This is a genomic window from Bacillus sp. CGMCC 1.60114, from assembly GCF_042676365.1.
Lineage (GTDB): Bacteria > Bacillota > Bacilli > Bacillales > Bacillaceae_G > Bacillus_A > Bacillus_A rhizoplanae_A.
Map to the genome: position 1 here is coordinate 198627 of NZ_JBHTHG010000118.1, position 24855 is coordinate 223481.

The 24855-nt window shown below is 34.6% G+C and carries 28 protein-coding genes and 1 pseudogene; 16 read left to right on the forward strand and 13 right to left on the reverse strand.

Annotation, left to right across the window (positions count from 1 at the left end; genetic code table 11):
* The first annotated feature begins 90 nt into the window (after positions 1 to 90).
* Together ACFQZ1_RS22325 and ACFQZ1_RS22330 are read left to right on the forward strand one after the other, a co-directional pair.
* Positions 91 to 639: a GNAT family N-acetyltransferase gene (locus ACFQZ1_RS22325; RefSeq protein ID WP_377884342.1), complete on the forward strand. Its 549-nt coding sequence runs from the start codon at positions 91 to 93 to the stop codon at positions 637 to 639.
* A gap of 64 nt (positions 640 to 703) precedes the next feature.
* Positions 704 to 997 (forward strand): antibiotic biosynthesis monooxygenase family protein, encoded by a 294-nt coding sequence (locus ACFQZ1_RS22330; RefSeq protein ID WP_377884343.1) that lies wholly within the window; start codon positions 704 to 706, stop codon positions 995 to 997.
* An 80-nt stretch (positions 998 to 1077) separates the two neighbouring features.
* Here the strand turns inward: ACFQZ1_RS22330 and ACFQZ1_RS22335 are convergent, their stop codons facing one another.
* The gene (locus tag ACFQZ1_RS22335; RefSeq protein WP_377884344.1) at positions 1078 to 1863 is read right to left on the reverse strand and encodes a GNAT family N-acetyltransferase; all 786 of its coding nucleotides are present in this window, start codon (positions 1861 to 1863) and stop codon (positions 1078 to 1080) included.
* A 133-nt stretch (positions 1864 to 1996) separates the two neighbouring features.
* Here ACFQZ1_RS22335 and ytfJ point away from each other — a divergent pair, with 133 nt between their 5' ends.
* The 4 genes from ytfJ to ACFQZ1_RS22355 all read left to right on the forward strand — a co-directional run bounded on the left by ytfJ (position 1997) and on the right by ACFQZ1_RS22355 (position 4013).
* Positions 1997 to 2422 carry a GerW family sporulation protein gene (gene ytfJ / locus ACFQZ1_RS22340; RefSeq protein ID WP_377884345.1) on the forward strand — a complete coding sequence of 142 codons (426 nt, stop codon included), beginning with the start codon at positions 1997 to 1999 and terminating at the stop codon, positions 2420 to 2422.
* A gap of 161 nt (positions 2423 to 2583) precedes the next feature.
* Positions 2584 to 3360, forward strand: a complete 777-nt coding sequence (locus ACFQZ1_RS22345; protein ID WP_377884346.1) for an oxalate:formate antiporter — start codon at positions 2584 to 2586, stop codon at positions 3358 to 3360.
* A 51-nt stretch (positions 3361 to 3411) separates the two neighbouring features.
* Positions 3412 to 3732 (forward strand): hypothetical protein, encoded by a 321-nt coding sequence (locus ACFQZ1_RS22350; RefSeq protein WP_377884348.1) that lies wholly within the window; start codon positions 3412 to 3414, stop codon positions 3730 to 3732.
* Between the two features lie 41 nt (positions 3733 to 3773).
* Positions 3774 to 4013 (forward strand): hypothetical protein, encoded by a 240-nt coding sequence (locus ACFQZ1_RS22355; RefSeq protein WP_377884949.1) that lies wholly within the window; start codon positions 3774 to 3776, stop codon positions 4011 to 4013.
* A 217-nt stretch (positions 4014 to 4230) separates the two neighbouring features.
* Here ACFQZ1_RS22355 and ACFQZ1_RS22360 read toward each other — a convergent pair whose 3' ends face one another.
* Positions 4231 to 4758, reverse strand: a complete 528-nt coding sequence (locus ACFQZ1_RS22360; protein WP_377884349.1) for a hypothetical protein — start codon at positions 4756 to 4758, stop codon at positions 4231 to 4233.
* A gap of 210 nt (positions 4759 to 4968) precedes the next feature.
* Positions 4969 to 5307: a permease gene (locus tag ACFQZ1_RS22365; protein ID WP_377884350.1), complete on the reverse strand. Its 339-nt coding sequence runs from the start codon at positions 5305 to 5307 to the stop codon at positions 4969 to 4971.
* Positions 5308 to 5515: 208 nt separating this feature from the next.
* Here ACFQZ1_RS22365 and ACFQZ1_RS22370 point away from each other — a divergent pair, with 208 nt between their 5' ends.
* The 4 genes from ACFQZ1_RS22370 (at position 5516) to ACFQZ1_RS22385 (ending at position 9772) form a co-directional block, all read left to right on the forward strand.
* Positions 5516 to 6202, forward strand: coding sequence for a class I SAM-dependent methyltransferase (locus ACFQZ1_RS22370; RefSeq protein ID WP_377884351.1), 687 nt, complete (start codon positions 5516 to 5518; stop codon positions 6200 to 6202).
* A gap of 74 nt (positions 6203 to 6276) precedes the next feature.
* Positions 6277 to 7965: a formate--tetrahydrofolate ligase gene (locus tag ACFQZ1_RS22375; RefSeq protein WP_377884951.1), complete on the forward strand. Its 1689-nt coding sequence runs from the start codon at positions 6277 to 6279 to the stop codon at positions 7963 to 7965.
* 90 nt (positions 7966 to 8055) lie between these two features.
* Positions 8056 to 8583, forward strand: a complete 528-nt coding sequence (locus tag ACFQZ1_RS22380) for a hypothetical protein (protein ID WP_377884352.1) — start codon at positions 8056 to 8058, stop codon at positions 8581 to 8583.
* Between the two features lie 19 nt (positions 8584 to 8602).
* Entirely contained in the window at positions 8603 to 9772 is a 1170-nt protein-coding gene (locus ACFQZ1_RS22385; protein ID WP_377884353.1) for a DEAD/DEAH box helicase, read from the forward strand.
* Between the two features lie 50 nt (positions 9773 to 9822).
* On the opposite strand, the gene ACFQZ1_RS22390 is transcribed toward ACFQZ1_RS22385, so the two are convergent.
* From ACFQZ1_RS22390 to ACFQZ1_RS22405, 4 genes are all read right to left on the reverse strand, one after another.
* Positions 9823 to 10458 (reverse strand): hydrolase, encoded by a 636-nt coding sequence (locus ACFQZ1_RS22390; RefSeq protein WP_377884354.1) that lies wholly within the window; start codon positions 10456 to 10458, stop codon positions 9823 to 9825.
* Between the two features lie 23 nt (positions 10459 to 10481).
* Entirely contained in the window at positions 10482 to 11468 is a 987-nt protein-coding gene (locus tag ACFQZ1_RS22395; protein WP_377884355.1) for a quinone oxidoreductase family protein, read from the reverse strand.
* 494 nt (positions 11469 to 11962) lie between these two features.
* The gene (locus ACFQZ1_RS22400) at positions 11963 to 12934 is read right to left on the reverse strand and encodes an MBL fold metallo-hydrolase (RefSeq protein ID WP_377884356.1); all 972 of its coding nucleotides are present in this window, start codon (positions 12932 to 12934) and stop codon (positions 11963 to 11965) included.
* An 88-nt stretch (positions 12935 to 13022) separates the two neighbouring features.
* The gene (locus tag ACFQZ1_RS22405) at positions 13023 to 13232 is read right to left on the reverse strand and encodes a DUF3925 family protein (protein ID WP_377884358.1); all 210 of its coding nucleotides are present in this window, start codon (positions 13230 to 13232) and stop codon (positions 13023 to 13025) included.
* 224 nt (positions 13233 to 13456) lie between these two features.
* Between ACFQZ1_RS22405 and ACFQZ1_RS22410 the strand changes: the two genes are divergently transcribed.
* From ACFQZ1_RS22410 to ACFQZ1_RS22420, 3 genes are all read left to right on the forward strand, one after another.
* Positions 13457 to 13933, forward strand: coding sequence for a glutathione peroxidase (locus ACFQZ1_RS22410; protein WP_377884359.1), 477 nt, complete (start codon positions 13457 to 13459; stop codon positions 13931 to 13933).
* Positions 13934 to 14048: 115 nt separating this feature from the next.
* Positions 14049 to 14594 carry an outer membrane protein assembly factor BamD gene (locus ACFQZ1_RS22415; RefSeq protein ID WP_377884361.1) on the forward strand — a complete coding sequence of 182 codons (546 nt, stop codon included), beginning with the start codon at positions 14049 to 14051 and terminating at the stop codon, positions 14592 to 14594.
* 269 nt (positions 14595 to 14863) lie between these two features.
* Positions 14864 to 16792: an LTA synthase family protein gene (locus ACFQZ1_RS22420; RefSeq protein ID WP_377884362.1), complete on the forward strand. Its 1929-nt coding sequence runs from the start codon at positions 14864 to 14866 to the stop codon at positions 16790 to 16792.
* Between the two features lie 409 nt (positions 16793 to 17201).
* Here ACFQZ1_RS22420 and ACFQZ1_RS22425 read toward each other — a convergent pair whose 3' ends face one another.
* The 5 genes from ACFQZ1_RS22425 to ACFQZ1_RS22445 form a co-directional block, all read right to left on the reverse strand.
* Complete coding sequence (locus tag ACFQZ1_RS22425) at positions 17202 to 17753, reverse strand: hypothetical protein (protein WP_377884363.1); 552 nt, start codon at positions 17751 to 17753, stop codon at positions 17202 to 17204.
* 460 nt (positions 17754 to 18213) lie between these two features.
* Complete coding sequence (locus ACFQZ1_RS22430) at positions 18214 to 18690, reverse strand: hypothetical protein (protein WP_377884364.1); 477 nt, start codon at positions 18688 to 18690, stop codon at positions 18214 to 18216.
* Positions 18691 to 18887: 197 nt separating this feature from the next.
* Positions 18888 to 19364, reverse strand: a complete 477-nt coding sequence (locus ACFQZ1_RS22435; RefSeq protein ID WP_377884365.1) for a GNAT family N-acetyltransferase — start codon at positions 19362 to 19364, stop codon at positions 18888 to 18890.
* Between the two features lie 283 nt (positions 19365 to 19647).
* Positions 19648 to 19866, reverse strand: a complete 219-nt coding sequence (locus ACFQZ1_RS22440) for a helix-turn-helix domain-containing protein (protein WP_004434885.1) — start codon at positions 19864 to 19866, stop codon at positions 19648 to 19650.
* Between the two features lie 10 nt (positions 19867 to 19876).
* Positions 19877 to 20356 (reverse strand): DUF2975 domain-containing protein, encoded by a 480-nt coding sequence (locus tag ACFQZ1_RS22445; RefSeq protein ID WP_377884952.1) that lies wholly within the window; start codon positions 20354 to 20356, stop codon positions 19877 to 19879.
* 395 nt (positions 20357 to 20751) lie between these two features.
* Here ACFQZ1_RS22445 and ACFQZ1_RS22450 point away from each other — a divergent pair, with 395 nt between their 5' ends.
* The gene (locus tag ACFQZ1_RS22450) at positions 20752 to 21207 is read left to right on the forward strand and encodes a hypothetical protein (RefSeq protein WP_377884366.1); all 456 of its coding nucleotides are present in this window, start codon (positions 20752 to 20754) and stop codon (positions 21205 to 21207) included.
* A 587-nt stretch (positions 21208 to 21794) separates the two neighbouring features.
* Here the strand turns inward: ACFQZ1_RS22450 and ACFQZ1_RS22455 are convergent.
* Positions 21795 to 22142, reverse strand: a pseudogene (locus tag ACFQZ1_RS22455) (hypothetical protein); the annotation flags it as partial.
* 121 nt (positions 22143 to 22263) lie between these two features.
* Between ACFQZ1_RS22455 and ACFQZ1_RS22460 the strand changes: the two are divergent.
* On the forward strand, positions 22264 to 22911 hold the full coding sequence (locus tag ACFQZ1_RS22460) for an HD domain-containing protein (RefSeq protein ID WP_377884367.1): 648 nt from the start codon (positions 22264 to 22266) through the stop codon (positions 22909 to 22911).
* Positions 22908 to 24800 carry an ABC-F family ATP-binding cassette domain-containing protein gene (locus tag ACFQZ1_RS22465; protein WP_377884368.1) on the forward strand — a complete coding sequence of 631 codons (1893 nt, stop codon included), beginning with the start codon at positions 22908 to 22910 and terminating at the stop codon, positions 24798 to 24800. The genes ACFQZ1_RS22460 and ACFQZ1_RS22465 overlap by 4 nt, the downstream gene beginning before the upstream one ends.
* Positions 24801 to 24855 lie beyond the last annotated feature (55 nt).

Sequence of the window (24855 nt, forward strand, 5' to 3'; positions counted from 1 at the left end):
AAACATGGAATCACACTTTTAAATCTAAAAATAATGATAGAAAAGCATTTGAATGGGGATAAAGGATTATATTTGAGGAGGATATATGTATTGAAGGGGAATTTAGTAGAATTACGAGCTATTACAAAAGAAAACATGAACTCTCTTTATAAATGGCGCAATGATGACGAAGTGAGTTACTGGGCGACAGGAAATTCACCATTTTTTACAAATGTTTCAATGGAACAGTTAGACCATTTTTTTGAACAAGTATCGAATTTAAATAAAAAAGATGAATGTGTGTTTGCTGTTTACACGTTAGAGGGAAAGTGCATCGGAATAGCAGACTATAGAGATGTAGATGCGGTGACGCATAAGGCGGTAATTGGTTTAACGATAGGAGATAAAGAATATTGGGGAAAAGGGTTTGGAACAGACGCTGTACAAACACTTGTAAAATATTTATTTTTAAATTTAAATATGAGAAAAATTCAGCTTGATACATGGAGCGGGAATAAAAGGGCAATTCGTTCCTATGAAAAGTGCGGATTTCAAGTGGAGGGTGTTCTTCGTGAAGATGTGTATGTAAATGGAGAATACTACGATACTGTGATAATGGGCTTATTACGAGAAGAATGGGATCGAGATGTATTAAAGTGAAATTTCCATCAGTGGGGGTTTTACTGCCCACGAATAGCGAGATAAAAAGTTAGGAGATGAGACGATGATATTAGAAGCAGCGATGCTCCAAGTGAAGCGCGGGTTGGAAAATGAATTTGAAAATGCTTTTCAAGAGGCGTCTAGCATTATTTCTTCTATGAAAGGTTACCGAGGTCATACGCTTCATAAATGTATAGAAACGACAGGGAAATATCTTTTATTAGTGAACTGGGAGACGTTAGAAGATCATACGGAAGGGTTTCGAAAATCAAGTGAGTATGAAGAATGGAAAAAACGATTGCATCATTTTTACGAGCCGTTTCCAGTTGTTGAGCATTTTCAACATGTGGAATCGTGAGAGAAGAAAGTATAATTGTAATAAAATGAAGCTGCCATCAGTGGGAAATGAAGATATTTTACGCTGATGGCAGTTTTACTCTAGCGATACATCGTCCAAGTTCCAATATCTTCAAAGCCTAAACGTTTATAAATTCGTCCGGCTGCAGGGTTGTTGTAAAATAAACAAAGTGTTCTTCCTTCCGCGATGAAATCTTGAATCATTTTACTTAAAATTTGCGAAGCATATCCTTTGCCACGGTGATTTTGGTGTGTGCATACACCTACAACCATGGCGGATAATGAATTTTCAGCAGATGTAGACGCACATGCGATAATTTCTCCGTTTTCTTCTATGTAATATGTCCGTCCGGTGTTTGTTTCAATTGCTTGGCGAAGGAGTTTACCTGCGCTGTCTGCGATCTTAAATTCTGTAATTTGTTTTCGTAAATGCATAATATGATCTACATCTTCAACCGTTGCCATTTTTATGTCTTCTTTATTTATGTCTGTTACTAACTGTTTATCGGTTGTACATTCACAAAAGTATGAATGAAGTTTTTTACCAAGGTTTAGATTATCAAGATTTTCAAACTGTTCTACAACCTCTGATTTTCCAGAGAGTTTAATGTAGTCATGGTTAGTAAATTGATCAATGAAAGCTTCTGGCTGGAATGAAGTCTCCGCATAGGCAATAAAGGAATCGTGGAATCTCAATAGAACAGCTTGTAATTCATTTTCTATCGTAAACTGTCCCCATAATTCTTGGAAATCTTGATCATATCCAAATGCCTCAATATCACCAATTAAGAATAAATTGAATGCTGCTTCTTTCTTTAAAAAGGAAAGTACTTGTTTATGGTCTTGTTCGGTTAGTTTTCGAATCATATTGCTGCATCCCCTTTTGTTAGTATTTTCTAAATATTAGTACTTATTATTTTGGAAATCAATATAAAATTTATGTTTAGTTCACGATGTTTAGGAAAAACTAGGAAAGATATGAAAAAGGAGGTTATGAACGGTGGATCATCCAATTCAAGGGCTGATGAAAGCGGCTATGGAAAATTTAAAAGAAATGGTTGATGTGAATACAATCGTCGGTGAACCTGTTCAAACAGCAGATGGCGGTGTTGTTTTAACTGTTTCAAAAGTAGCATTTGGTTTTGGTGCAGGCGGATCAGATTTTTCCACAAATGACGTGCAAAAGGTACAAAGTAATCCCGCATTTGGCGGTGGTAGTGCGGGTGGAGTTTCTATTACACCGGTGGCTTTTCTAGTTGTGAATAAGGATGGTGTAAATATCCTTCATTTGCAAAATGCAACGCACTTGGCAGAGAAGGTAATCGAACTTGCGCCGCAAACAATTGATAAGATTCAGTCGATCTTTCAAAACAATAAAAAACAGGATCGTTCGCATTACCCACAAAATCCAGATGAAATTGCATGAAAAATGCCTGTTTATAAGCAGGCATTTTTTCTTGTAACGGTGATGTAATAAAACTCATGAAAATGTAAATAGTTTTTATAGTTTTTTCTATGTTTCTAAAAATTTTCATGATAAAATATCCTATAGTATTGAAACATATAAAACGAAGGTGGCTAGGTGCTTTGTCTGGAGGATCTGACCAAATCAAAAACATGATTTATATTAATGGTAATCGTCGCAATCATAGTTTTATCACATCTGGAATTACGTTTGAGGAATTTGCAAGCAATATTCCTTCGCCGCTTCATCAAGTTCTGCTTTTAAAGCATAGTTTTGAATGGACGGATTTTCATTATCATACTTTATTTGAATATGTAGAAGAAGAGAATATACATAAGTTAATTGCAGCAGATGTTGAAGAGTTTGAAGAATTTTGCTGGGTTGATTTTGATGATGTAAATGACTTGGATGAATTGGAGCCAAAAGAAATTGCAGAATTGCTCTATTTGGCACACAAAAAAGAACCACTCGGGAAAGCTTTTTTCCCACTTTTGAAAAATAGATTCGTTTATCTTTCTCATGATGATGGTTGGTACAATAAGGTATACTACCGAAGAATGTCGGACTTTGTTGGGATGCTTAGTAAAGTGATTCCTTATAAACTCGGTTCATTTGGAAAAAAACGATTTGCATTCTTTCAAAAATCAAAAATTTATCCAGCGATTTCAAAAGAGGTTATTCTCGAACTTCTGCCATTTATGGAAGATGGCTTATATTTGGACTTAGCAGGAAAAATAGAATCAAGACGTGGTTTAGAGATTCCTGTTTATGTCATCGGTTCGTATGAAAGTACAAATGAAGTTTTAGACAGTTTAGAAGATTTGAAAAGTGAAGGTTCTAAAACAGGATGGCTTATCTTTGATAAGAAAGAACAAGAGTGGCAGTGGATAATGGACTAAGGGAACTTGACGATAAGAGTCAAGTTTTCTTTCTTTTTGAAAGGAGATAAAATGGAGAAGACTTTCACAATAATAGGTATTAGTAGTATTATATTTGTAGCAATTTTATTATTAACTTGTCCGAAGGAAGCGGACTTTCAAAAACATTTAGAAGATGAATATTCAATTGTGTGTAGTGAAGTGAGTTTTAATTGTACACAGCAAAAAGATAATAAAGAAGAGAAACTAGAGTTTGTTAGTAGTGATGTTCGAAACGGCGTATTCTTTATGAAAATAGAACAAACCTTTCAAACAGAAACAGGAAAAAAGAAGACATATAGTGCCATTGGAATATTGGGAATGTTCCTCTTTTCCTCTGAAAAGACTTTCTAATGTTTAGAAGGTCTTTTTTTTATACTCTTCCTCATATAGTTATGGTAAGACAGGCTTGGGGAGGAGATTATTTGAATAAGACTTGTATCATTTGCGGAGGAGAAGAATTTTTTTCGTCCACCTTATATGCTCGTACAAAACAAGACTGGGCGTATGCCCCGAATATGTATCGTTTTGAAAAAGTATTTATTGAACAGCGAGATGAGGAGAACTATCCTGTATTTCAAGAAATTACTGCTTATCATTGCAGTGGTTGCGGTTATGTGATGTTATTTCGTTAAAAAGCAGAGAGATACAATAAATGCATCCATTCAACCATTGTTGAGTGGATGCATTTATTGTATCAGTAGGTTCTAACCTCAATGTTCTAAGAAAGAAAAGAAAAGAAAAGAAAAGAAGATAGGTGAGTTTTTTATCATATCTGGCGAGAAGACCCCCACCTCAAGCGCGAAGCGGTAGGTGGGGGTAGTTCAATAGTGGGAATGAGCATATCATTCTTTAAGGGATGAAAAGTTTAGGGCCAACATCAGAAAGTTGATGTTTTGGGTTGAAACTTTTGGAAGGTGCTTCTATCTGGTCACTATTCATTCTTTTGTTTAATCCTATAGAATCTTTAGAACTACCAACTGAAAATTGTTGCTTCGTATTGGAACTTTCAATTGCCGAATTTGTACCACTTGTACTGTATGTTCCACAACCGCTTGCTACTTGAGTAGCAGATGAATTAGAATCGTTCTCTCCTGCGTAATTAATCTGATTATTAATAATAATGATGATTTCTTCTTCTGCACAGCATGTTTTATGGTTTTCATGTGGTTCGTGCAGGGTGCCTTCTATGCCTTCATTTTTTGCTTTTCCTTCAGCACTGCTTCGACCTGTGCCACTTGCTAGTTGTGTAGTATTTGGTGCATTAGTGAACTGGTTGTTAATAACAATTACAACTTTTAGCTTCTCATGTATAGACTGTTCAACGATAGTTTTCTGTCCGTCTAACTCAACAGAGGCATCACCTTGTTTATTTTCCAAACTGCTATAACAACTCCTTTTTTAATAAATTATATGTAACCTGATGGCATCTGAAATGGACAATCCTCTAAGTTTAGAATGAATAATTTACTCAGTTATAAAACGTAATAATGAAGGTGATAGATTTGCAAGCTAAAAAAGAAGTGAAGATTCACTCCTTTTTTAGCTTGCAAATATTTTTTGTTTTAGTTCTTTATAAGAAAGCGCCTTTTAAAGGACTGATAAGAAGAGAGGATATAATAAACTGAAAAGCAGAGAAAATCCTCCAAAGCCAATAGCTGTGTATCCAAGTGTTTTTGCTTCATAACGAACAGCGAGAAGCCCAATTAAGATGGAAAGAGATCCAAATGTAATAGGATAGAAAGCAATTGAAAATAAAGAGAGAAATAATGCGATATACCCAACAATTGTACCAATGTCTGTTCTGTCTTCTTCTTTCTGAATTTCTTTACGACGACGTCTAATTGGAAGTCGCTGAGGGGTAATTTCTACCGCATATTCTTCCAGTTTTTCTCCATTTTTTACATGATGTGTTCGTTTCTTTTGCAATGAATAGCCCTCTCTTTCGATTTAGGGTATGTTTAGTATTTTTTATAAAGAAAAAAACATGCCTGTTATTTATACCCAAACAAATAAAAAATAAAGAAAGTGATAGTCCGTTGCTATGTTATCCATCTCTTCTTAAGAATAAACAGGAATAATGTAAAATGATGTAGAATGACTTTTAATAGATGTAAAATGTAAAGGTGGGACAAAAATGACAAAATTTAATTGGCATGCAACAGCGCAGCAGAAATGGGATAATAATGCTGATTTTTGGAATCAAAATAGTCAAGAAATGTGGGATAGTGGCAGCCGTAGTACAATTATTCCGTTTTTCCAAAAATACATACGAAACGGAGCAACTGTTCTTGATGTAGGGTGTGGAGATGGATATGGCACATACAAATTAAATAAAGCGGGTTATAAAGCTTGTGGTATTGACTTATCAGAGCAAATGATTGAGAAAGGAAAAGAGCGTGGCGAGAGTCCTAATTTATCATTCATAGTGGGAGATCTTACTTCATTACCGTTTCAAGATGAGGAGTTTGCATCAGTCTTAGCGGTAAATTCATTAGAATGGACGGAAGAGCCACTTCAAGCATTGCAAGAAATAAAGCGGGTATTAGCATCAGAAGGTTTTGCATGTATTGCCATTTTAGGACCAACAGCAAAACCGCGTGAAAATTGCTATCCGCGTTTATATGGAAAAGATGTCATTTGTAATACGATGATGCCGTGGGAATTTCAAAAGCTTGCGCAGGAGCAAGGCTTTCATTTAATAGATGGAATGGGCGTTTATAAGCGTGGCGTAAATGAAAAAATTATTGGACAACTTTCTCTTGAATTGCAACAAGCCTTAACATTTATGTGGGTATTTATGTTTCAAAAAAGTAACTTATAGGGGAGTTATAAGTGCAGAAAATACAAAAAACTGATACAATATTTTCAGAAACAATTAAAGGGGGACTAGGGAATATGACAGCAACTACTACAGTAAAATCTGATATTGAAATTGCACAAGAAGCAAGCATGAAGAAAATCCAAGAGATTGCATCGGAATTAAACATTTTAGAAGAAGAATTAGAGCCGTATGGCCATTATAAAGGGAAATTATCTCTTGATATTTTTAAGCGCTTACAAGAAAAAGAAGATGGAAAAATTGTTTTAGTTACAGCGATCAACCCTACTCCAGCAGGAGAAGGAAAATCAACGGTAACAGTTGGTTTAGGGCAAGCGTTTAATAAAATTGGTAAAAAAGCAGTTATCGCGCTTCGTGAACCATCTCTTGGACCAACTATGGGATTAAAAGGCGGTGCAGCCGGCGGAGGTTATTCGCAAGTTGTACCGATGGAAGATATTAACCTTCACTTTACAGGCGATCTTCACGCGATTACAACTGCGAATAATGCGCTTGCAGCATTTATCGATAACCATATTCAACAAGGGAATGAGCTTCGCATCGATACACGTAAAATCGTATGGAAGCGTTGTGTAGATTTAAATGACCGTGCACTTCGTAATGTTGTAATTGGTTTAGGTGGGCCAGTACAAGGCGTACCACGTGAAGATGGTTTTGATATTACAGTCGCATCTGAAATTATGGCTGTATTCTGTTTAGCGACAGATGTCCAAGACTTGAAAGTACGTTTAGCTCGCATTGTTGTAGCTTACAATATGGATAATGAGCCTGTAACAGTAAAAGATTTAGGGGTAGAAGGTGCGTTAACGCTTCTATTAAAAGATGCATTAAAACCAAATTTAGTACAAACGTTAGAAAATACACCGGCAATTATTCACGGTGGACCATTTGCTAACATTGCACATGGTTGTAACAGTGTAATCGCAACGACAATGGCGGCTAAACTTGGTGATTATGTAATTACGGAATCTGGTTTTGGTGCAGATTTAGGTGCTGAAAAATTCTTAGATATAAAAGCGCGTGCAGCGGGTATTAAACCAGAAGCAGTTGTTATTGTTGCAACAATTCGTGCTCTTAAGATGCACGGTGGCGTACCGAAAGATGGATTAAAAGAAGAAAATGTTGATGCATTAGCAAAAGGTATGGAAAACTTACAAAAACATGTTGAAACGATTCAAGAATTTGGTGTTCCATTTGTTATTGCAATTAACAAATTTATTACAGATACAGATGCTGAGGTAGAGTACTTACAAAATTGGTGCGGTGAGCGCGGTTACGAAGTATCGCTAACAGAAGTATGGGAAAAAGGTGGCCAAGGCGGTGTTGACCTAGCAGAGAAAGTACTAAAAGTAATTGAAAAAGGTGAAAATAAATACGCGCCTTTATATGATTTAGAACTTCCATTAGAAGAAAAGATTCGTACAATTGCTCAAAAAGTATACGGTGCAAAAGACATTGAATTTGCACCAAAAGCTCGTAAACAATTAACACAATTTGCGGGAGAAGGATGGGGCAACCTGCCAATTTGTATGGCAAAAACACAGTATTCTCTTTCTGATGATGCAACAAAACTAGGACGCCCAACTGACTTTGTTGTAACAATTCGTGAGTTAAAACCATCTATTGGTGCTGGATTTATTGTAGCGTTAACAGGAACAATGTTAACAATGCCAGGACTTCCAAAGAAACCAGCTGCTCTTCAAATGGACGTAAATGAAGATGGAAAAGCAGTAGGTTTATTCTAAAAGGTTGTATTTCTTTTCTTTTATCGGTAAACTATACGTACATCACACAGCGCCTTTCGATGGAAAGGCGCTTGTTTTTTGGAGGAATATATGTTTGATCCAACCGCTTTTGAAAATTTAAAAGTTGTCGTTGAAGGAGCTGTATATGATTTTGATTTGCATGCTGACATCATTGTAACTGACCGAAAAGATATAATGGATCTCGCATCGCTTAGTCGTACATATACCATTACGTTTCAATTGAGAGAATATATAGGGCCATTAGTAGAAGCGACATTTTTATTATCAGTCGATGCAGAAAACTTATCAGGTGAGATATTAGAGGTAAAAAATTTTGTACCTGGTTGTGAAATGAAGCTGTTCTTTACATTTTCTTTGGAGCATCCAGAAAAAGATTGTCAAGAAATCGAAGCGTTGCTACAATCCATATGGGGAAAAGAACGAATGATTACGCAGCAAATTTCATACGAATATAATAAGCAAGCGATTTCATATCATAACAAGGTAGAAATCTTATTTCAAAAAGCGATTACAGAAGATCATGTTGATGACTTAATAGCTGTTATTTCTCATATGATAGAAACGATGCGAACAATACAACAATTTCTTCAAAAATAGAGATAAAGGAGAAAAAGAAATGATAAAAGAGATGCAACCATTTTTGCTACAAGCTTGGGAGAAGGCTGGTTTTAAAGAGTTTACTGAAATCCAAAAGCAAGCTATTCCAACTATTCTAGAAGGACAAGATGTTATTGCTGAATCTCCAACTGGGACAGGTAAAACATTAGCGTATTTATTGCCACTTTTACATAAAATTAACCTTGAAGTGAAACAACCTCAAGTTGTAATTTTAGCACCGACGCGTGAACTTGTGATGCAAATTCATGAAGAAGTGCAAAAGTTTACCGCAGGTACTGAAATTTCAGGTGCTTCTTTAATAGGCGGTGCGGATATTAAGCGTCAAGTAGAGAAGTTAAAGAAACATCCGCGAGTAATCGTTGGATCACCTGGACGTATTTTAGAACTAATCCGCATGAAGAAATTGAAAATGCATGAAGTGAAAACAATTGTATTTGATGAGTTTGATCAAATCGTAAAACAAAAGATGATAGATGCTGTGTCCGATGTAATTAAATCGACAATGCGTGATCGTCAAGTTGTATTCTTCTCTGCAACAATGACAAAAGATGCAGAAGAAGTAGCGCGTGATTTTGCCGTTGAACCGCAATTGGTTCGCGTTAAACGCACGGAAACGAAGAGCCTTGTTGAGCATATGTATGTCGTTTGTGAACGTCGTGAAAAAAATGATTTTGTTCGTAAAATTATGCATAGTGGTGATGTAAAAGCAGTTGCCTTCTTAAATGATCCATTTCGATTAGATGAAATTGCAGAAAAATTGAAATTCCGTAAGATGAAAGCAGCAGCTCTTCATGCAGAAGCGAACAAACAAGAACGTGAAGCAACGATGCGCGCATTCCGTCAAGGAAAAGTAGAAATTTTATTAGCGACAGATATTGCGGCACGCGGATTAGATATTGATGATTTAACACATGTTATTCATTTAGAATTACCAGATACACTCGATCAATATATTCATCGTTCAGGACGTACAGGACGTATGGGTAAAGAAGGGACAGTCGTTTCGCTTGTAACACCGCAAGAAGAGAAGAAGTTACTTCAATTTGCGAAGAAGTTAGGTATTCAGTTCAATAAGCAAGAAATGTTTAAAGGATCGTTTGTTGAATCGAAACCAAAAGCTCCAAAGAAAAAGAAACCTGCATTTAATGGGAAGAAAAAGCCTAGATAAATAAAAAAAGACGTGGCTACGAATATTACGTAGTCGCGTCTTTTTTATCATCATTTAGGCGTAGACTGATTAGTGGTTAGCTTTTCTAAGCAGAACACACCTTTCTGAATAGAAGTTTCTATATATCCAATGATTTGATTCAGTGTAAATACTTGTAGGCTTGTATATAAGTCTTGTTGTGAATACAGCATATCTTCAAAAATTAATGTTTTAAAAGAAAGGGTGTTTTCTTCTAGTACTTCTTCTATATTCACCAAATTCGCTTTCTTATTCAAAATATGAAATAAGTTCTGATCTCCATCATAATAATGTAGCAATTTTCCATTTAAAAGCTTAAAGTCGTGATGATACAGAGAAAGGAGATTTGGATCATGATCTATTCGATTTTTGAGCCATGGAAGATAAAATCCTTGTAGCCACATTTCATCAGCAATGAGATGGGTATAGTACCCTAATATAAAAGGGGAATTTTTATAAGCTTTATATTTATGGAGAAATGCTTCATAATCAATCCTTCTTGTGTAGTTCTTTACTGTACCTGTATAAAAGTGCGATATTTCTTTTTCGTCTCTTGAATGAACTGCATCTGCAGCAACTCCTCCGAGTAGGAAGGAAGTTTTGTCCTGAATAGCCAATTTCTCTGCAATACAATTCGCGATAATGACATGCATAATTCTTGAGCCCATTTAAAACACCTCTAACGAAGATTTTATGGTGTTAACTGAACATCTAATATAATCTTTCCTGTACTTTGTCTACTTTCAACCCATTCATGTGCTTTTCCTGCGTCCTGAAGAGAAAAATGTTTTCCCACTTTTATTTGTAGGTTACCGTTACTTAAATGACGAAATACTTGCTTAGCAGTATGTTGAAGTAAATGGGGATGTTTTTTTCTAGTTGTTCCAAAGCTAAACCCGAGAATAGATCGACAGCTTGCATGTAAATCTTTTGTTTGAAATGTTCCGATATCCCCGCTTGCATTTCCAAAATGGACAAGGCGACCATAGAACGCAAGACATTGTAAGCTTCTCTTTGATACAGTACCAGAAATAGAATCTAATATAACGTTTGCACCTTCTCCATTTGTAAGTTCGTTTACTTTATGTACAAAATCTTCTTCCTTATAACAAATAACATAATCTGCTCCGGCTTCTAAAGCAATTTTCTTTTTTGCGTCATTTCCAACTGTTCCAATGACTTTTCCAGCACCAAAAATTTTAGCAAGTTGAATGGCAGTCGTACCAATTCCTCCTGCAGCGGAATGGATAAGAACTGTTTCACCTTGTTGTAATCTTGCAACATCTGCTAGAAGTTTATAGCTTGTAAAGGAAACAATCGGACAGGCTGCAGCAGTTTCAAAATCAATTCCATCTGGTAATACAAAAGTAAGCTCTTCATTTGCTACAACATATTCAGCATAAGAACCGTTAAGTGGAAAAGCAATAACGCGCTGTCCCACTTCAATATTCGTTACGTTAGAACCGATCTGTTCTACGATTCCAGCAGCATCTATACCAGGTATAAAAGGAAGATTTCCGGTTCCTTTTTTTCCATATCGAGATTTAATATCAGCAAAGTTAATACTTGTTGCGACAACGCGAACCAAAACTTGATTGGCGTTGATAGACGGTATAGCTATGTCCGTATACTTCATTACTTCAGGACCTCCAAATGCAGTTACAACAATGGCTTTCATGATATGTCCTCCCACAATAGATTCTATAGTTTATTTTAAACGGCCATTGTAAATTGGAAAATTATATAATAATTATCAAGGATTATAAGGAAGCATTATGAAACAGGTGCCACTAATAAATTTTCTATATAGAAAATTATTTCAAAAAAATCGAACGAAATTTTCTTTTCTTGCCAATATATAATGTAAGACATAAGGAAGGAGGCATTGAGGATGGAGAAAGAGATGGATGCGTCTACGTATTATGAAAAAAGCGGAAGAGCAGAAAAAAACAATTGAATTATGGATTATGTAAATGAAAAGGTACAAAAATAAAATAAGAATATTTCCACCGAATAATTTCCTATAGAAAAAGAGCCCATGTTAAGAAATGGACTCTTTTTCTATAGCGACAAATATTTTCATGTGAGCAGTAAGACTGGTCCTAAAATCTAAAAGAGTCAAACTGGTTGTAACAATTAGGTTAGTAGGAATAAAAAACATTGATGAAATATTTACTTTATAGTCATCTTTGTTTGTTCCAGCTTTGTAAAATAATCAATAATTCCCATCGCACTAATTTCCATATCAAGTTTCAACAAATCATAAATAGAATGTGTTGTTGGGACACCTTTTTTCGTAAGGTGCGATGACACTTTTTCCAACAATAGAGTAGACAGTTGATGACTTGCTTTTTCAAAGTTTTGTTCTTTTTCAAATACTTGCTTGCCAGTTTCAACAAATATATGGAGCCAATGTTCTAGTTCTGTGCAGACGTCAGAGACATGAGAAGAGGCACCATAATGACCGAAGTAAATGTAATCGACATTCATGTTTTGAATAAGGTCTTTTGAAGCTAACATAGCTTCAGGTTGAAATTGCGTAGGAGATGTTGTTGGTAAATAAAGATTAACACCCAGTTCAGCTAATTGACGATAGTAAATACCAATCGTATCGCCTGTAAATATACCATTTGTTAAGGAATCGTAAATACTAATATGATGCTTCGCATGGCCAGGTGTATTATAGAAGGTAAGCGTCCGATCCTTTGCGATTTGCAGTGTTTCACCATCTTGTACGATATGAACTCGTTCTTCCGGAATAGGCAAAATCGGATGAAAGAGTTTATCAAATGAATCTCCGTATACAGCTTTCGCACCTTGGATGAGTTTAGCCGGATCAACCATGTGACGAGCGCCTCGAGAGTGAACGAATAGCGTTGCGTTGGGGCATTTCTCCATCATTAAGCCAGCAGCGCCAGCATGGTCAAGATGAACGTGTGTAACAATAATATTTTTTATATCGGTCAGTTGTATATTCAATTGTTGTAATCCATCTAATAGGTAAGGAAGAGAAGGTGCAGCGCACGTTTCAATTATAGTAATTTCATCACCGAGTAAGACATATGTACCTGTACGTTGTTCATGTTGTAAGTCGTGATCGTCGATGATATATAAGTGTGAAGATATTTTCTCTACTTTTTTCAAATTTATCACTCCTTGTATCCTGTTATTCTTTTATTATAAAAGAAAAGGCAGAAAACGAAACAACGTTTTCTGCCTTTATGTAATGCGTTTAGTTATTTTGTTGTTTGCTAAGAGACATAATAAAGTAGCCAACAAGACCACCAATTGCTGGAACAGTAATCATTCCTGCTAGTCTAAAGTATTTGCTTAAGAAAATACCATTAACATCCATAAACCATCCTAAAACAAGTAACATCATCATGTATAGTACGAAATAAAATTCGCGATTAGAAAGCTTTTCACTTTGTGCAGTTTTCATTGTCAACACCATCCCTATTTTTAATAATAGAATTGAAAATGTTACAATTTAGAAGATAAACCGTCACATTTTGTTCACATTTTTATTGTAAAACTTTCCAAGAAAAATGTCTAGTTAATTGTGACGAATTTTTGAACAGAAATAAAGCGTTCTCATTAGACAATATATATATTGCATTCTATGATAGACATAAGCAATTGTATAAGATTAAGGAGGTAATACATATGACAATTTATAATTTTTCTGCTAAAACAATAACAGGAGAAGAAAAATCGTTACGTGAGTATGAAGGAAAAGTAATATTAATCGTGAATGTTGCCAGCAAATGCGGCTTTACACCTCAATATACAGGGTTGCAAGCTTTGTATGAAAAATATAAAGAGCAAGGTTTTGAAATACTCGGCTTTCCATGTAATCAATTTGGAGGCCAAGAGCCAGGAACAGAAGATGAAATTACGAGTTTTTGTGAACTAAATTATGGTGTGACGTTCCCGATGTTTGCAAAAATAGATGTAAAAGGGACTAATATGCATCCGTTATTTCATTATTTAACAGAGCAAGCGCCAGGACTATTTGGGATGAAAGCAGTAAAGTGGAATTTTACGAAATTTTTAGTAGGGCGTGATGGCGAAGTAATGAAGCGTTTTGCACCTAATACGAAACCGGAACAACTAGAAAAGGAGATTGAAAAGGAAATATAGAGAAAAGGGGCTGATACAGAAGAGCCTCTTTTTTGTTAGCTGGTTTTTAAAATATAGATAATAGAAGAGAGTTTTCATTGATAGGCGCATTCAAAAATAATATAGTAGTATAAGGATGCGGGAGGAGAATAGCTTGAGAAAATTTATTTTTACTATAGGATGTTTATTTATTATGTTAGCCGGTTGCAGCACCAGTAATTATGATGCACATGTTGATGCGGGCATGAAAGCATTACAAGATGAGAAGTATAGTGATGCAATTATGTGGTTTGAGAAAGCGAATCAAGAAAAGTCTACGGATGAAACAAAAAATTATATGAAGGTTGCAAAATGGATGGAATACGGAGATTCTGCATTAAAAGATGGCGATTATAAACAAACAATTGAAAAGGCAAATCAAGTAATAGATATGAAAAAAGGTGCGTCACTTGAAAAAGCTGTAGAGTCAAATGCTGAAGAAATGTTGCAGAAGGCGAAAGATATAGAGAAAAAAGAAGAAGCGAGAGATGAAAAGAGAAAGAAAATAGAGGAGGATGATATTGATAAAGCAATTAAAGTGGTAGATAGTGTTGACAAAGTAAGAGAAAAACAGAAGGAGATTGGAGAATCTTTAGATAAAGCTGAAAAAGCAAAGGAAAAAATAGAAGAAAAGAAAAACTGATATGGAGAAACATTGAAGACGCAAGGAACAAAGAATAAACCAAATGATTAATCATTCGTTTTATATGTTCATTGCGATTTTCCATAAGGACGCTAACAGTTAAAAGAACTTCTATTATGTATATTAATTTTATAAAAAAAAAGAAAAAGTTCACACGAAATACAAAAGTATTCGATACAATGACTCGGTGAGAAAGAAGCCATAAATACATGAAAAAAATATTCTATGTGTTCATTCAACAAATGTTCTAGTCAGAAAGGGAGAGAGAGATGAAGGAAGCGTTAAAAAACCAGTTTCAAAATATGCGTTTTATTTTGTTAACCGCTATTTTGATATGGTTAAAAACATATATTGTTACGCGATTTAGTTTTGATTTGAAGTTAGAATCTGCGACGCAGGAATGGATTCTTTTTATTAGTCCGTTAGCATCTTCTTTAGTGTTAATTGGGCTTGCATTATTTGCGAAGGGACCAAAAAGAAATTATATAGCTATCATTATTAACCTTATTATGACCATTATCCTCGTTGGTAATGTAATGTTTTATGGTTTTTATAATGATTTTGTTACACTTCCAGTGTTAACGCAAACGTCGAATATGGACGGATTAGGAACTAGTGTAAAAGCTTTGTTCAACATTAAGTTTTTATTAATGTTTGCGGATATTATCATTTTATTTTACCTTGCTAAAAAGAAGCCTAAATTTGCAAAAACAGAGCGTATTTCTGGCTCTATGAAGGCACTATACTTTTTAATCAGTATAGCTATTTTCATGGTAAACCTTGGTTTTGCAGAAAAGGAACGTCCTGAATTATTAACTCGTTCATTTGACCGCGTTATGCTTGTAAAAAATCTTGGGATATATGTTCATCAATTATATGATTTTGGTTTGCAAGCAAAGACAAGCTCGCAAAAAGTATTTGCTGATGGAAGTAAAATTCAAGAAGCAGAGAATTATATGAAAACAGTGGAGACAAAACCTGATCCAAATATGTTTGGTATGGCAAAAGGAAAGAACGTTATTGTTGTTTCTTTAGAATCAACGCAGTCCTTTTTAATTGATTCGAAAGTAAATGGACAAGAAGTTACACCTTTCTTAAACCAATTTAAAAAAGAAAGTTATTATTTCGAAAACTTTTATCATCAGACAGGACAAGGGAAAACATCGGATGCAGAGTTTATGATTGATAACTCATTATATCCGTTAGATCGCGGTTCTGTATTCTTTACGAATGCTGGAAATGAGTATATGGCAACTCCAGAAATTTTACATGAACAAGGCTACTATACATCTGTATTCCATGCGAATAATGCTACGTTCTGGAATCGTAATATGATGTATCCGTCCTTAGGATATGATCGTTTCTATAATGAATTGGATTATAAAATTACACCAGAGAATAAAATAGGATGGGGATTGAAAGATAAAGACTTCTTTGATCAATCTGTGGATAAGTTACAACAAATTAAACAGCCGTTCTATAGTCGTTTTATCACGTTAACGAACCATTTTCCATTTACGTATGATAACAGTATAAAAATGATTGAACCATTTAATTCAGGTGACGAAACATTAGATAATTATTTTGTCACAGCGCGCTATGAAGATGAAGCTTTAAAAGAATTTATTCAACGTTTAAAAGACACTGGCTTATATGATAACTCAGTTATCGTCTTTTACGGTGACCATTATGGTATTTCAGACGCCCATAATCGTGCGATGGCACAATACCTAGGGAAAAATGAAATTACTTCATATGATCACATGCAGTTACAACGTACACCATTATTTATTCATGTTCCAGGTCAAACAGAAGGAAAAACAATGACTGCTCCTGCTGGTGAAGTAGACGTGAAACCAACGATTCTTCACTTATTAGGAGTTGATACTTCTAATGATATTGAGTTTGGTCATGATTTATTTTCACCAGAGCGAAAACCGTTCGTTGTAGAACGTGATGGAAGCTTTATTACAGACAAGTATATTTATTACAATAACACATTCTACGATCGTCTAAATGGTCAAGTCGTTCAAGTACCACAACAAGAGGCAAAATCACTTATTGATAGAGCGCAGACAGAATTGAAAATGTCCGATAATATTATTCAAGGTGACTTGTTACGTTTCTCAGATGCGGCGACTAAAGTGAAATCAGGAACAATCAAAACAGCGATTAAAGATGATCAGAATAAAAAATAATGAAAAACCCGATGTCTGAAAGAGGCATCGGGTTTTTTCTATATCTGATACAAAATGAACAAGTTTAAAACAGCGCATTCTTTTCCAGTGGGTGAATAAGATGTTTCTAATTGTTTAATAACAAAGTTTGAAATACCGGTGCTTCGATGGATGACTTGGTCTTCCGAGAATCTACTGCCAATCCATTGTCCATTTTAGTTTGTGCTTTTGTAATGAATATACATTTGATTATATTAACATCGTTCCATTGTTTTCAAATATATTCTTAAAAGAGCACCATAGATAGGTGCTCCTTTAAGAATATATTGTTGTTTTTAGCTAACTATTGCTAATGAAAAAAAATTGGATTTTTCCTATTACTTTATAAGCGATAGAAAGTTTGTTTTTTCTTGTTTGATTAGGGGGATTATTAATGAAATTGTTGTTGGTTTGAATAATCGATTTGCTGATTATTCATTTGTCCTTGTTGACCGCCCATTTGTTGTCCTTGTTGGTTACTCATTTGCCCTTGTTGACCGCCCATTTGCTGTCCTTGCTGGTTACTCATTTGCCCTTGTTGACCGCCCATTTGCTGTCCTTGCTGGTTACTCATTTGTTTGATTTGTTGTTGAGCTTGAGAAATTGCTTGATTCATTTGCCCTAATGTTTGATTGGATTGAAGGTACTGAAGACCTTGGTTTAAAGTTTGAATCGCTTGTTGAATAGTTTGTTGTAATTGTTGATCAGCTTGTTGCATTTGTTGTTGAGACTGTTGGCTAAATTGCTGAAGCTGTTGCATTAACTGATTAGCTTGTTGTAATCCTTGTTGTGGCAATTGTTGTTGTTGCCCTTGAGACCCTTGGGATAAAGCCTGTTGTAAATGCTGAATTTGATTTCTGAGATTAGTTAACTCTTCAGCTACTTCTAAATCTGCTGCTTTACGCGCTATAGCTTCAACTTTTTTTTCTGTTCGTTTGTCCATTTTTAGTCCTCCTTTTGTATTCACATTGTTGTGAAGAACATTTTTTATAATGTACAAAAGTTAGCTTTTAATACTAAAGAAAATTTCAGGCAGTATCTATTAAATAAATTGTTTTTTGAGAGGAGTAATCACTACGAATGGCCTAATATTAAAGGTTTTTTCTTGGAGTTTTTAGACCACATTTGGCTCACGGATGATATAAAATATACAGAAAAATTCGCAAGTTACTTTTGTGTTAAAACGGCTTAATGAAAAATAAAGGCTTTTTTCATATAGATTGTTGTTTTTGCGATAAAAATAAGACCTCAGACTAAATCAAGGTCTTAGGTATTTATGAACGCTTTCTTCGTATGGCGATATTAATCTTCATCACGACTTCTAAAGCTAAACAATAAACAAAATAAACGCATAAGATAGAATTCGAAAATCAGCTTCAAAAGTGTAAATATTTATCAAAATTCTATTTTTTGTGCACATTCGAATTTAGAATATCCCTGCATTTTCTCATTGTTTGTTTAATTTGCTGGTTTTCAAAAAAATAAACCTCTGTACCTGACCAAATAAAAACCCAACATACAATGCTTAATACTCCTGCAATATAGGCATGATTATTTGAAAGGTTCAAGAATATCAACCCAACAATTATACCAATCACAAACAAAACAATAGCCTTTTTGACATTTCTAGCATATGTATATTCCTCTTCGTTCAAGAGGTTAGAAAAAGTGTTGAATGTGGCAGTCTTCAATGACTTTTCGTCAAAATCATTCTGACCTAGAAAAAATATTTCTACTTCTTTTCTTTTGCCACTGTGTAACTTTGACAAAAGAAAGTCTTCAAGGTCAGAACTTAGGTGAACATCATCTGAGCTATAATATCTTGAAAATGGAGTATCAGTTTCATCTAAATATATATTTATACTTAATTTATCTTTCATGTTAGCTCTCCTTTAACTCCAATGTGTTAGTTGAAAGTCAACCTTCTATCAGTATGGGCAAAATAGCAGCAATTTTTACGAAAACAGCAAAAATAAAAAGCACCAAAGCGCCCTTTAATAGAATAACAAGTATATGTGTTTAGTCCTATAATCTATCATTGCTTGTTGAACTAACGCACCCGTTAACTTAAAAATAATTAGGATTTTAATTTTTTTCTCATTTTATAATTAGTCAATTTGACACCTTTACGTTCAACAGTTTGTGAACGAATAATATTGTAACCTTTATGTTTAAAAAATGGTTTAGCTGTAATGCTTGAATCTGTAGTAATTTCTAAAAAATTTAGCTTTTTCGCTTCACTTTCAAGCATATCAACTAATGCTGAAGCTATACCTTGACATTGAAAATCTTTATGAACAAACAGTCTATCTAAGTACCCGTCATAGGTCAAGTCACTAAAGCCCACTACTTTATCATTAATTTTTGCGACAAATGATATATTTTGACCTAAAGAAACTTTCCACGAATTGATTTTCGATTCTTTTTCCTCTTTTGTTGCCCAAACATCTAATTGTTTTTGCGAATAATCTTTCAAATTAACTGAATGAATTGTCTCGTAAAATAAAGAAACAATTTCTTCAGTATCAGTTTCCTTAAATTTCATAATAATCATTTTCTAATATACCTCTCTATATATTAGAATAAATATATTTTACCATCGAACCCTTTATTCCACTATCCTGCCCCGATTGTGGAATAGGATGAATCTCATTTTTTTAACAACTTTATTATTTTTTTAAAAGACTTAATTGTAAATTAAACAACTTTTTTGTCACTAATATCAATGCAATTCTTTGAGTAAATAACATCAATAAACGCAAAGAAGAGATAGCTTAATGGCTATCCCTTAAATTCTCTATCGACTCCTGTTAGTTAAATAAATTTGTTGTCTGTTTTTATTGAGTGTCTTCGTCGCTTTTGTACTCCAAAATATCACCTGGCTGACAATCCAAAGTCTTACATATCGCTTCTAATGTTGAAAAACGAACCGCTTTTGCTTTCCCATTTTTCAGAATGGAAAGATTCGCCATAGTAATTCCAACCCTCTCCGAAAGCTCCGTTACGCTCATTTTTCGTTTTGCTAACATCACATCAATATTAATAATAATTGCCATATCCTCCACCTCAGACCGTTAAATCATTTTCTGATTTTATGTTAATAGCTTCTTGTAGAAGCCGTTGGAGGATAGCAGCAAAAACGGCGATAACCAACGAAGCAAAAATGATGATGAGTCCCATTAATCCAATAGGAGGGTCAACTTTCTTCGCTATAAAATGAAAGAGTGGCAAACCTAATACATACAAACCACTAATTGTAATCGCACAGCACTTTATGTTCTTTAACGCCTTTACAGATAATTCCGAGAACGCTGTGTTCTCGTCAATGTACCGTAAAAGATTGAAAGCCTGATAGAGAGAAAAGTAAAAAGGCACAGCCGCTCCATACATCACGATGAAAACGAGATATTTCATTGGGGCAATATTTGGATACAATTTTGCTGCGAAATTCGCCATATGGGGCACTAAAAATATACATAAAGCAAGAACCGGTAGTCCTATAATAAAAACAGCTATTTTTAAAAACAATGTTGGGACTTCTCTCAAAATACTCACTAAGCACCTCACTAATTTAATTATAAAATGACTTTAACATGCTATTTATCGTTTTGCAATAAATTAATATCGTTTTTTATTATATTATTGTTGTTAATGGAATATCCTTTTTATTTTAAGAAAAGGCTCTGTTAAAGTATTTTGTTGATTTTCTTATACAACTAAATGGCAGATTAGTTGTATAAGCACTGTGTTTAATTATACAAAAAAGGACTTTTTATAAAGTTATAGAATTTGATTGGATATGCTTTTATATTACTGGAGGATATTGAAGTGAAGGTCCATATTATTGGTGGTTCAGGGAGTGGAAAATCATTTAAATAGTTATTCGACAGCTTTGAAACTATTCAAAAATTGCCGCTTAAATTCGTAAGAGGGGATAAATTATGTTAGTTAAAGTTATGTCAATTTATAACTGTGAAACAGAAAGATTATATAGTGAAATAAAAAAATCAAAATCTCTTATTTATATAGGAAAACCACTTGTAAGATTTGTGCAATTACCAGAGCATTCGATACCTGAAATATGGGAAGAAGGCAGGTATCTTATCAAAATGTATATTTTGGGATTTATACCATTTGGAAAACAGTGGATAGTTATTTCTATTGATAATGACATGAAAAATATCAGAGATAATGGATATAGTAAGTTAATAAAAAAATGGGATCACAATATATACTTAAAAGACCTTGGAAACAATAAATCGCTTTATGTAGATACGATAGATATAAATGCGAGATTGTTAACACCATTTATCGTATTGTTTGCAAATGTATTCTATAGGTTAAGACAAAAAAGATGGAAGAAACTTATTAAAAATAATTTTAATTATGATCTTTAAGTGCTATATAATATAGAAATTAGCCAGAAGAAGCTCACATCAAAGTAAACAAACGAAAGTGAAATGACTATTTTGAGTAGAGATGCAGAACTTAATTTCGACGTTTATGTTTATTCCTAAAAAGAGTTAAGTAAGTAATCATTTTCTTGTACAACTAACGCATGCTTTAGTTCAATAAGAACGTGAAAGGACTGTCAAAAGCAACAGGTATTCCTTGGGATTCTGTTTATGACAAAAGAACAAAAAATGTCAACTCGGAGAGCGATTTTTTAAAGAGAAAAGAACAAATGACAAAGTAAAAAAATATTCAGCATTAATTTGAAATGAACTGTTTTTTAGAAAGGTGATAAATTAAATATTTGTAAGGGAAAGCTAAGCTTAAAGCCTTGGGCCACAAGGTATATTGGTTCATAATATGTTCACATTTTTGCTCACATTTTGCTCACAAACTATATAAAAGTATATGAAAGTGGGCGAAAAAATAATATTTTAATAAAATAAAATCAAGAAACCTAAAGCGCCAAAATCCTTTGTTTATCAAGGTTTTTGGCGCTTTATAGTCTTTGGAATTTACAAAATGAATTATTTTAAAACTGCTCATTCTTTTCCCAGGATTCAACTATATAATGGGCAACTGTCGGATTTATCCCGCGGCCAATTAAGTATGTGATTGCAGCAACTTCCGTCATTGCATGTGCTACGGATGTATATTTTGCTTCTTTTACTCCGTATTCTACCCAAGGTTTTACGAGGTGTAATACAGGTTGTTTTAAGTGATGATATTGTGAAGCGTATTGTTGGATTTGTTGTTGTGTTGGTTCTGTTGGCATTGTAGGACCGGATTGAGGGATACGTGGATCATAGTAATATGGTTGGTGTGGCTGTTGTTCATAGTTTGGTTGATAGTATGGTTGCTGTGGATAGGGCTGTTGTGGGTTGTAAAACATTTTTTTTCCTCCTTCATGATACTAAGTACAACATATAGTATGGGCGGACAAGAAAATATGTGATGAAAAAATGAGGGCGTGTTACAATAATAAATTGGGTGAAGATATTATGAAAAAACAACAGCAAATTGAAAAAACGATTACATTTGTAAAAGGCATATTAGAAAAAGATGCAAGCGGACACGACTGGTACCATATTGAGCGTGTACATAAGTTAGCGATTGCATTATCTGAAAAGGAAGGCGGACATCGCTTCGTTATTGAAATGGCAGCTTTGCTGCATGACATCGCAGATGAGAAGTTAAATGAAAGTGAAGAAGCTGGTATGAAAAAAGTAACAAATTGGCTTGAACAATTAGCAGTTATACAAGAGGATGTAGATCATATTGTTCATATTATCACCAATATGTCTTATAAAGGTGGACATGGCGGAACAGTGGTAACGTTAGAAGGGAAGATTGTTCAAGATGCAGACCGACTTGATGCACTTGGGGCAATTGGAATTGCTCGGACATTTGCTTATGGAGGGGCAAAAGGACGTTTAATGTATGATCCAAAAATTCCACCGCGTGAAGCGATGACGAAGGAAGAATATCGAAAAAGTGATGAACCATCGTTAAATCATTTTTATGAAAAATTGTTAAAGTTAAAGGATTTAATGAATACAGATGCAGCGAGGGAAGAGGCTGAAGAGCGTCATCGCTATATGGAACAATTTATTGATCAATTTATGAAAGAGTGGAATGCGCAAATATGAGAATGTTAACAGTCGAAAATGTATCTAAATCATATGGAGATAAACCGTTATTTAATGGTCTATCTTTTAGTATTGCTGAAGGACAGCGTGCTGGTATTATCGGTGTAAATGGAACTGGTAAATCAACATTATTAAAGATTATTGCAGGTATAGAAATTCCAGATACAGGAGAAATGACACATACGCGTGGTTATACGATTAGTTATTTATCACAGCAACCGGATTTTAAAGAAAATTTAACTGTACTTGAGCAAGTGTTCCATGGCGATACACCGTTAATTCGTCTTCTTCGTGAGTATGAACAAACATTATTGAACTTAGAAAAAAATCCAACAGATGAAAAAGCGCAAGAAGCATTATTTGCGGTGCAACAGCGTATGGATGCAATGAATGCTTGGGAAGCAAATGCAAATGCAAAATCGTTGTTAACAAAACTTGGTATTACTGACTTTTCTGCGACGGTAGGAAATTTATCAGGTGGACAGAAAAAACGTATAGCAATGGCGCAATGTTTTATTCAAACCCCAGATTTATTAATTTTGGATGAGCCAACGAACCATCTCGACCATGAAACAGTAGAATGGCTAGAAGAATATTTATCGCGTTATACAGGTTCTGTTTTACTTGTTACGCATGATCGTTATTTCTTAGATCGTGTAACGAACCGTATTTTTGAATTAGACAATGGTAAGTTATACAGCTATGAAGGAAACTATGGTGCCTTTTTAGAAGCGAAAGCACTTCGAGAAGAACAAGAAATGGCTCAAGAAGCAAAGCGTCAAAACTTATATCGTCGTGAACTTGCATGGATTCGTCGCGGTGCGAAAGCACGTTCTACGAAGCAAAAGGCACGTATTCAGCGTTTTGAAGAGTTGCAAAAGAAAGAAGGACCAACAGCAAAACAAAACGTTGATATTGCGCTTGGAGGCAGCCGATTAGGAAAGAAAGTACTTGAATTAAAAGATGTGACAAAAACATTTGGAGATAAAACGGTCCTTCATAATTTCCAATATATTGTGAAACCAGGGGATCGTATCGGTATTATTGGAGCGAATGGCAGCGGTAAATCTTCTCTATTAAACATGTTAGCTGGTAAAATCAAACCAGACAGCGGTGAGATTGAAGTTGGGCAAACGGTAAAAATCGCATACTATACGCAAGAAAATGAAGATATGAACTTAAATCAGCGTATGATTGAGTATATTAAAGAAGCGGCTGAAGTCATTCATACTACGGATGGAAAAACAATTAGTGCTTCGCAAATGCTAGAGCGCTTCTTGTTTGAACCACACACACATGGTACACCGCTTAATAAGTTGTCAGGCGGTGAAAGAAGAAGACTGTATTTATTGCGCATTTTAATGGGAGAGCCGAACGTTCTGCTTCTAGATGAGCCGACAAACGATTTAGATACGCAAACATTAACAGTGCTTGAAGATTATTTAGAAGAGTTTCCTGGTGTTGTGATTACTGTATCGCATGATCGATACTTCCTTGATAAAATCGTAGAAGAACTTTTTGTTTTTGAAGGTAACGGTCACGTCCGCGTCTTCTTTGGTAGTTATAGCGATTATTTAGATGAGAGAAAAGAACAAGAAGCACTGTTAAAAGCAGAAGTGCAGAAAGAGAAGAATGTAGAAGAGGCTCCAAAACAGCAAAGAAAACGTAAACTTTCCTATAATGAACAGCGCGAATGGGAAACGATTGAAGATAAGATTGCAGAACTAGAAGCGAAAATTGAAAGTATTGCAGAAGAATTAGAGAAAGTTGGTGCTGATTATACGAAAGCTCAGCAGCTTTCTGAAGAGCAGCAACAAACAGAAGAAGAATTAGAACAAACAATGGAGCGTTGGAGTGAACTATCTGACATTGTAGAAGGTTTAAAATAAGAACAAGCTGCATATCTTGAAATATAAAGGGAAAATATTTACACTATTGGTAGAA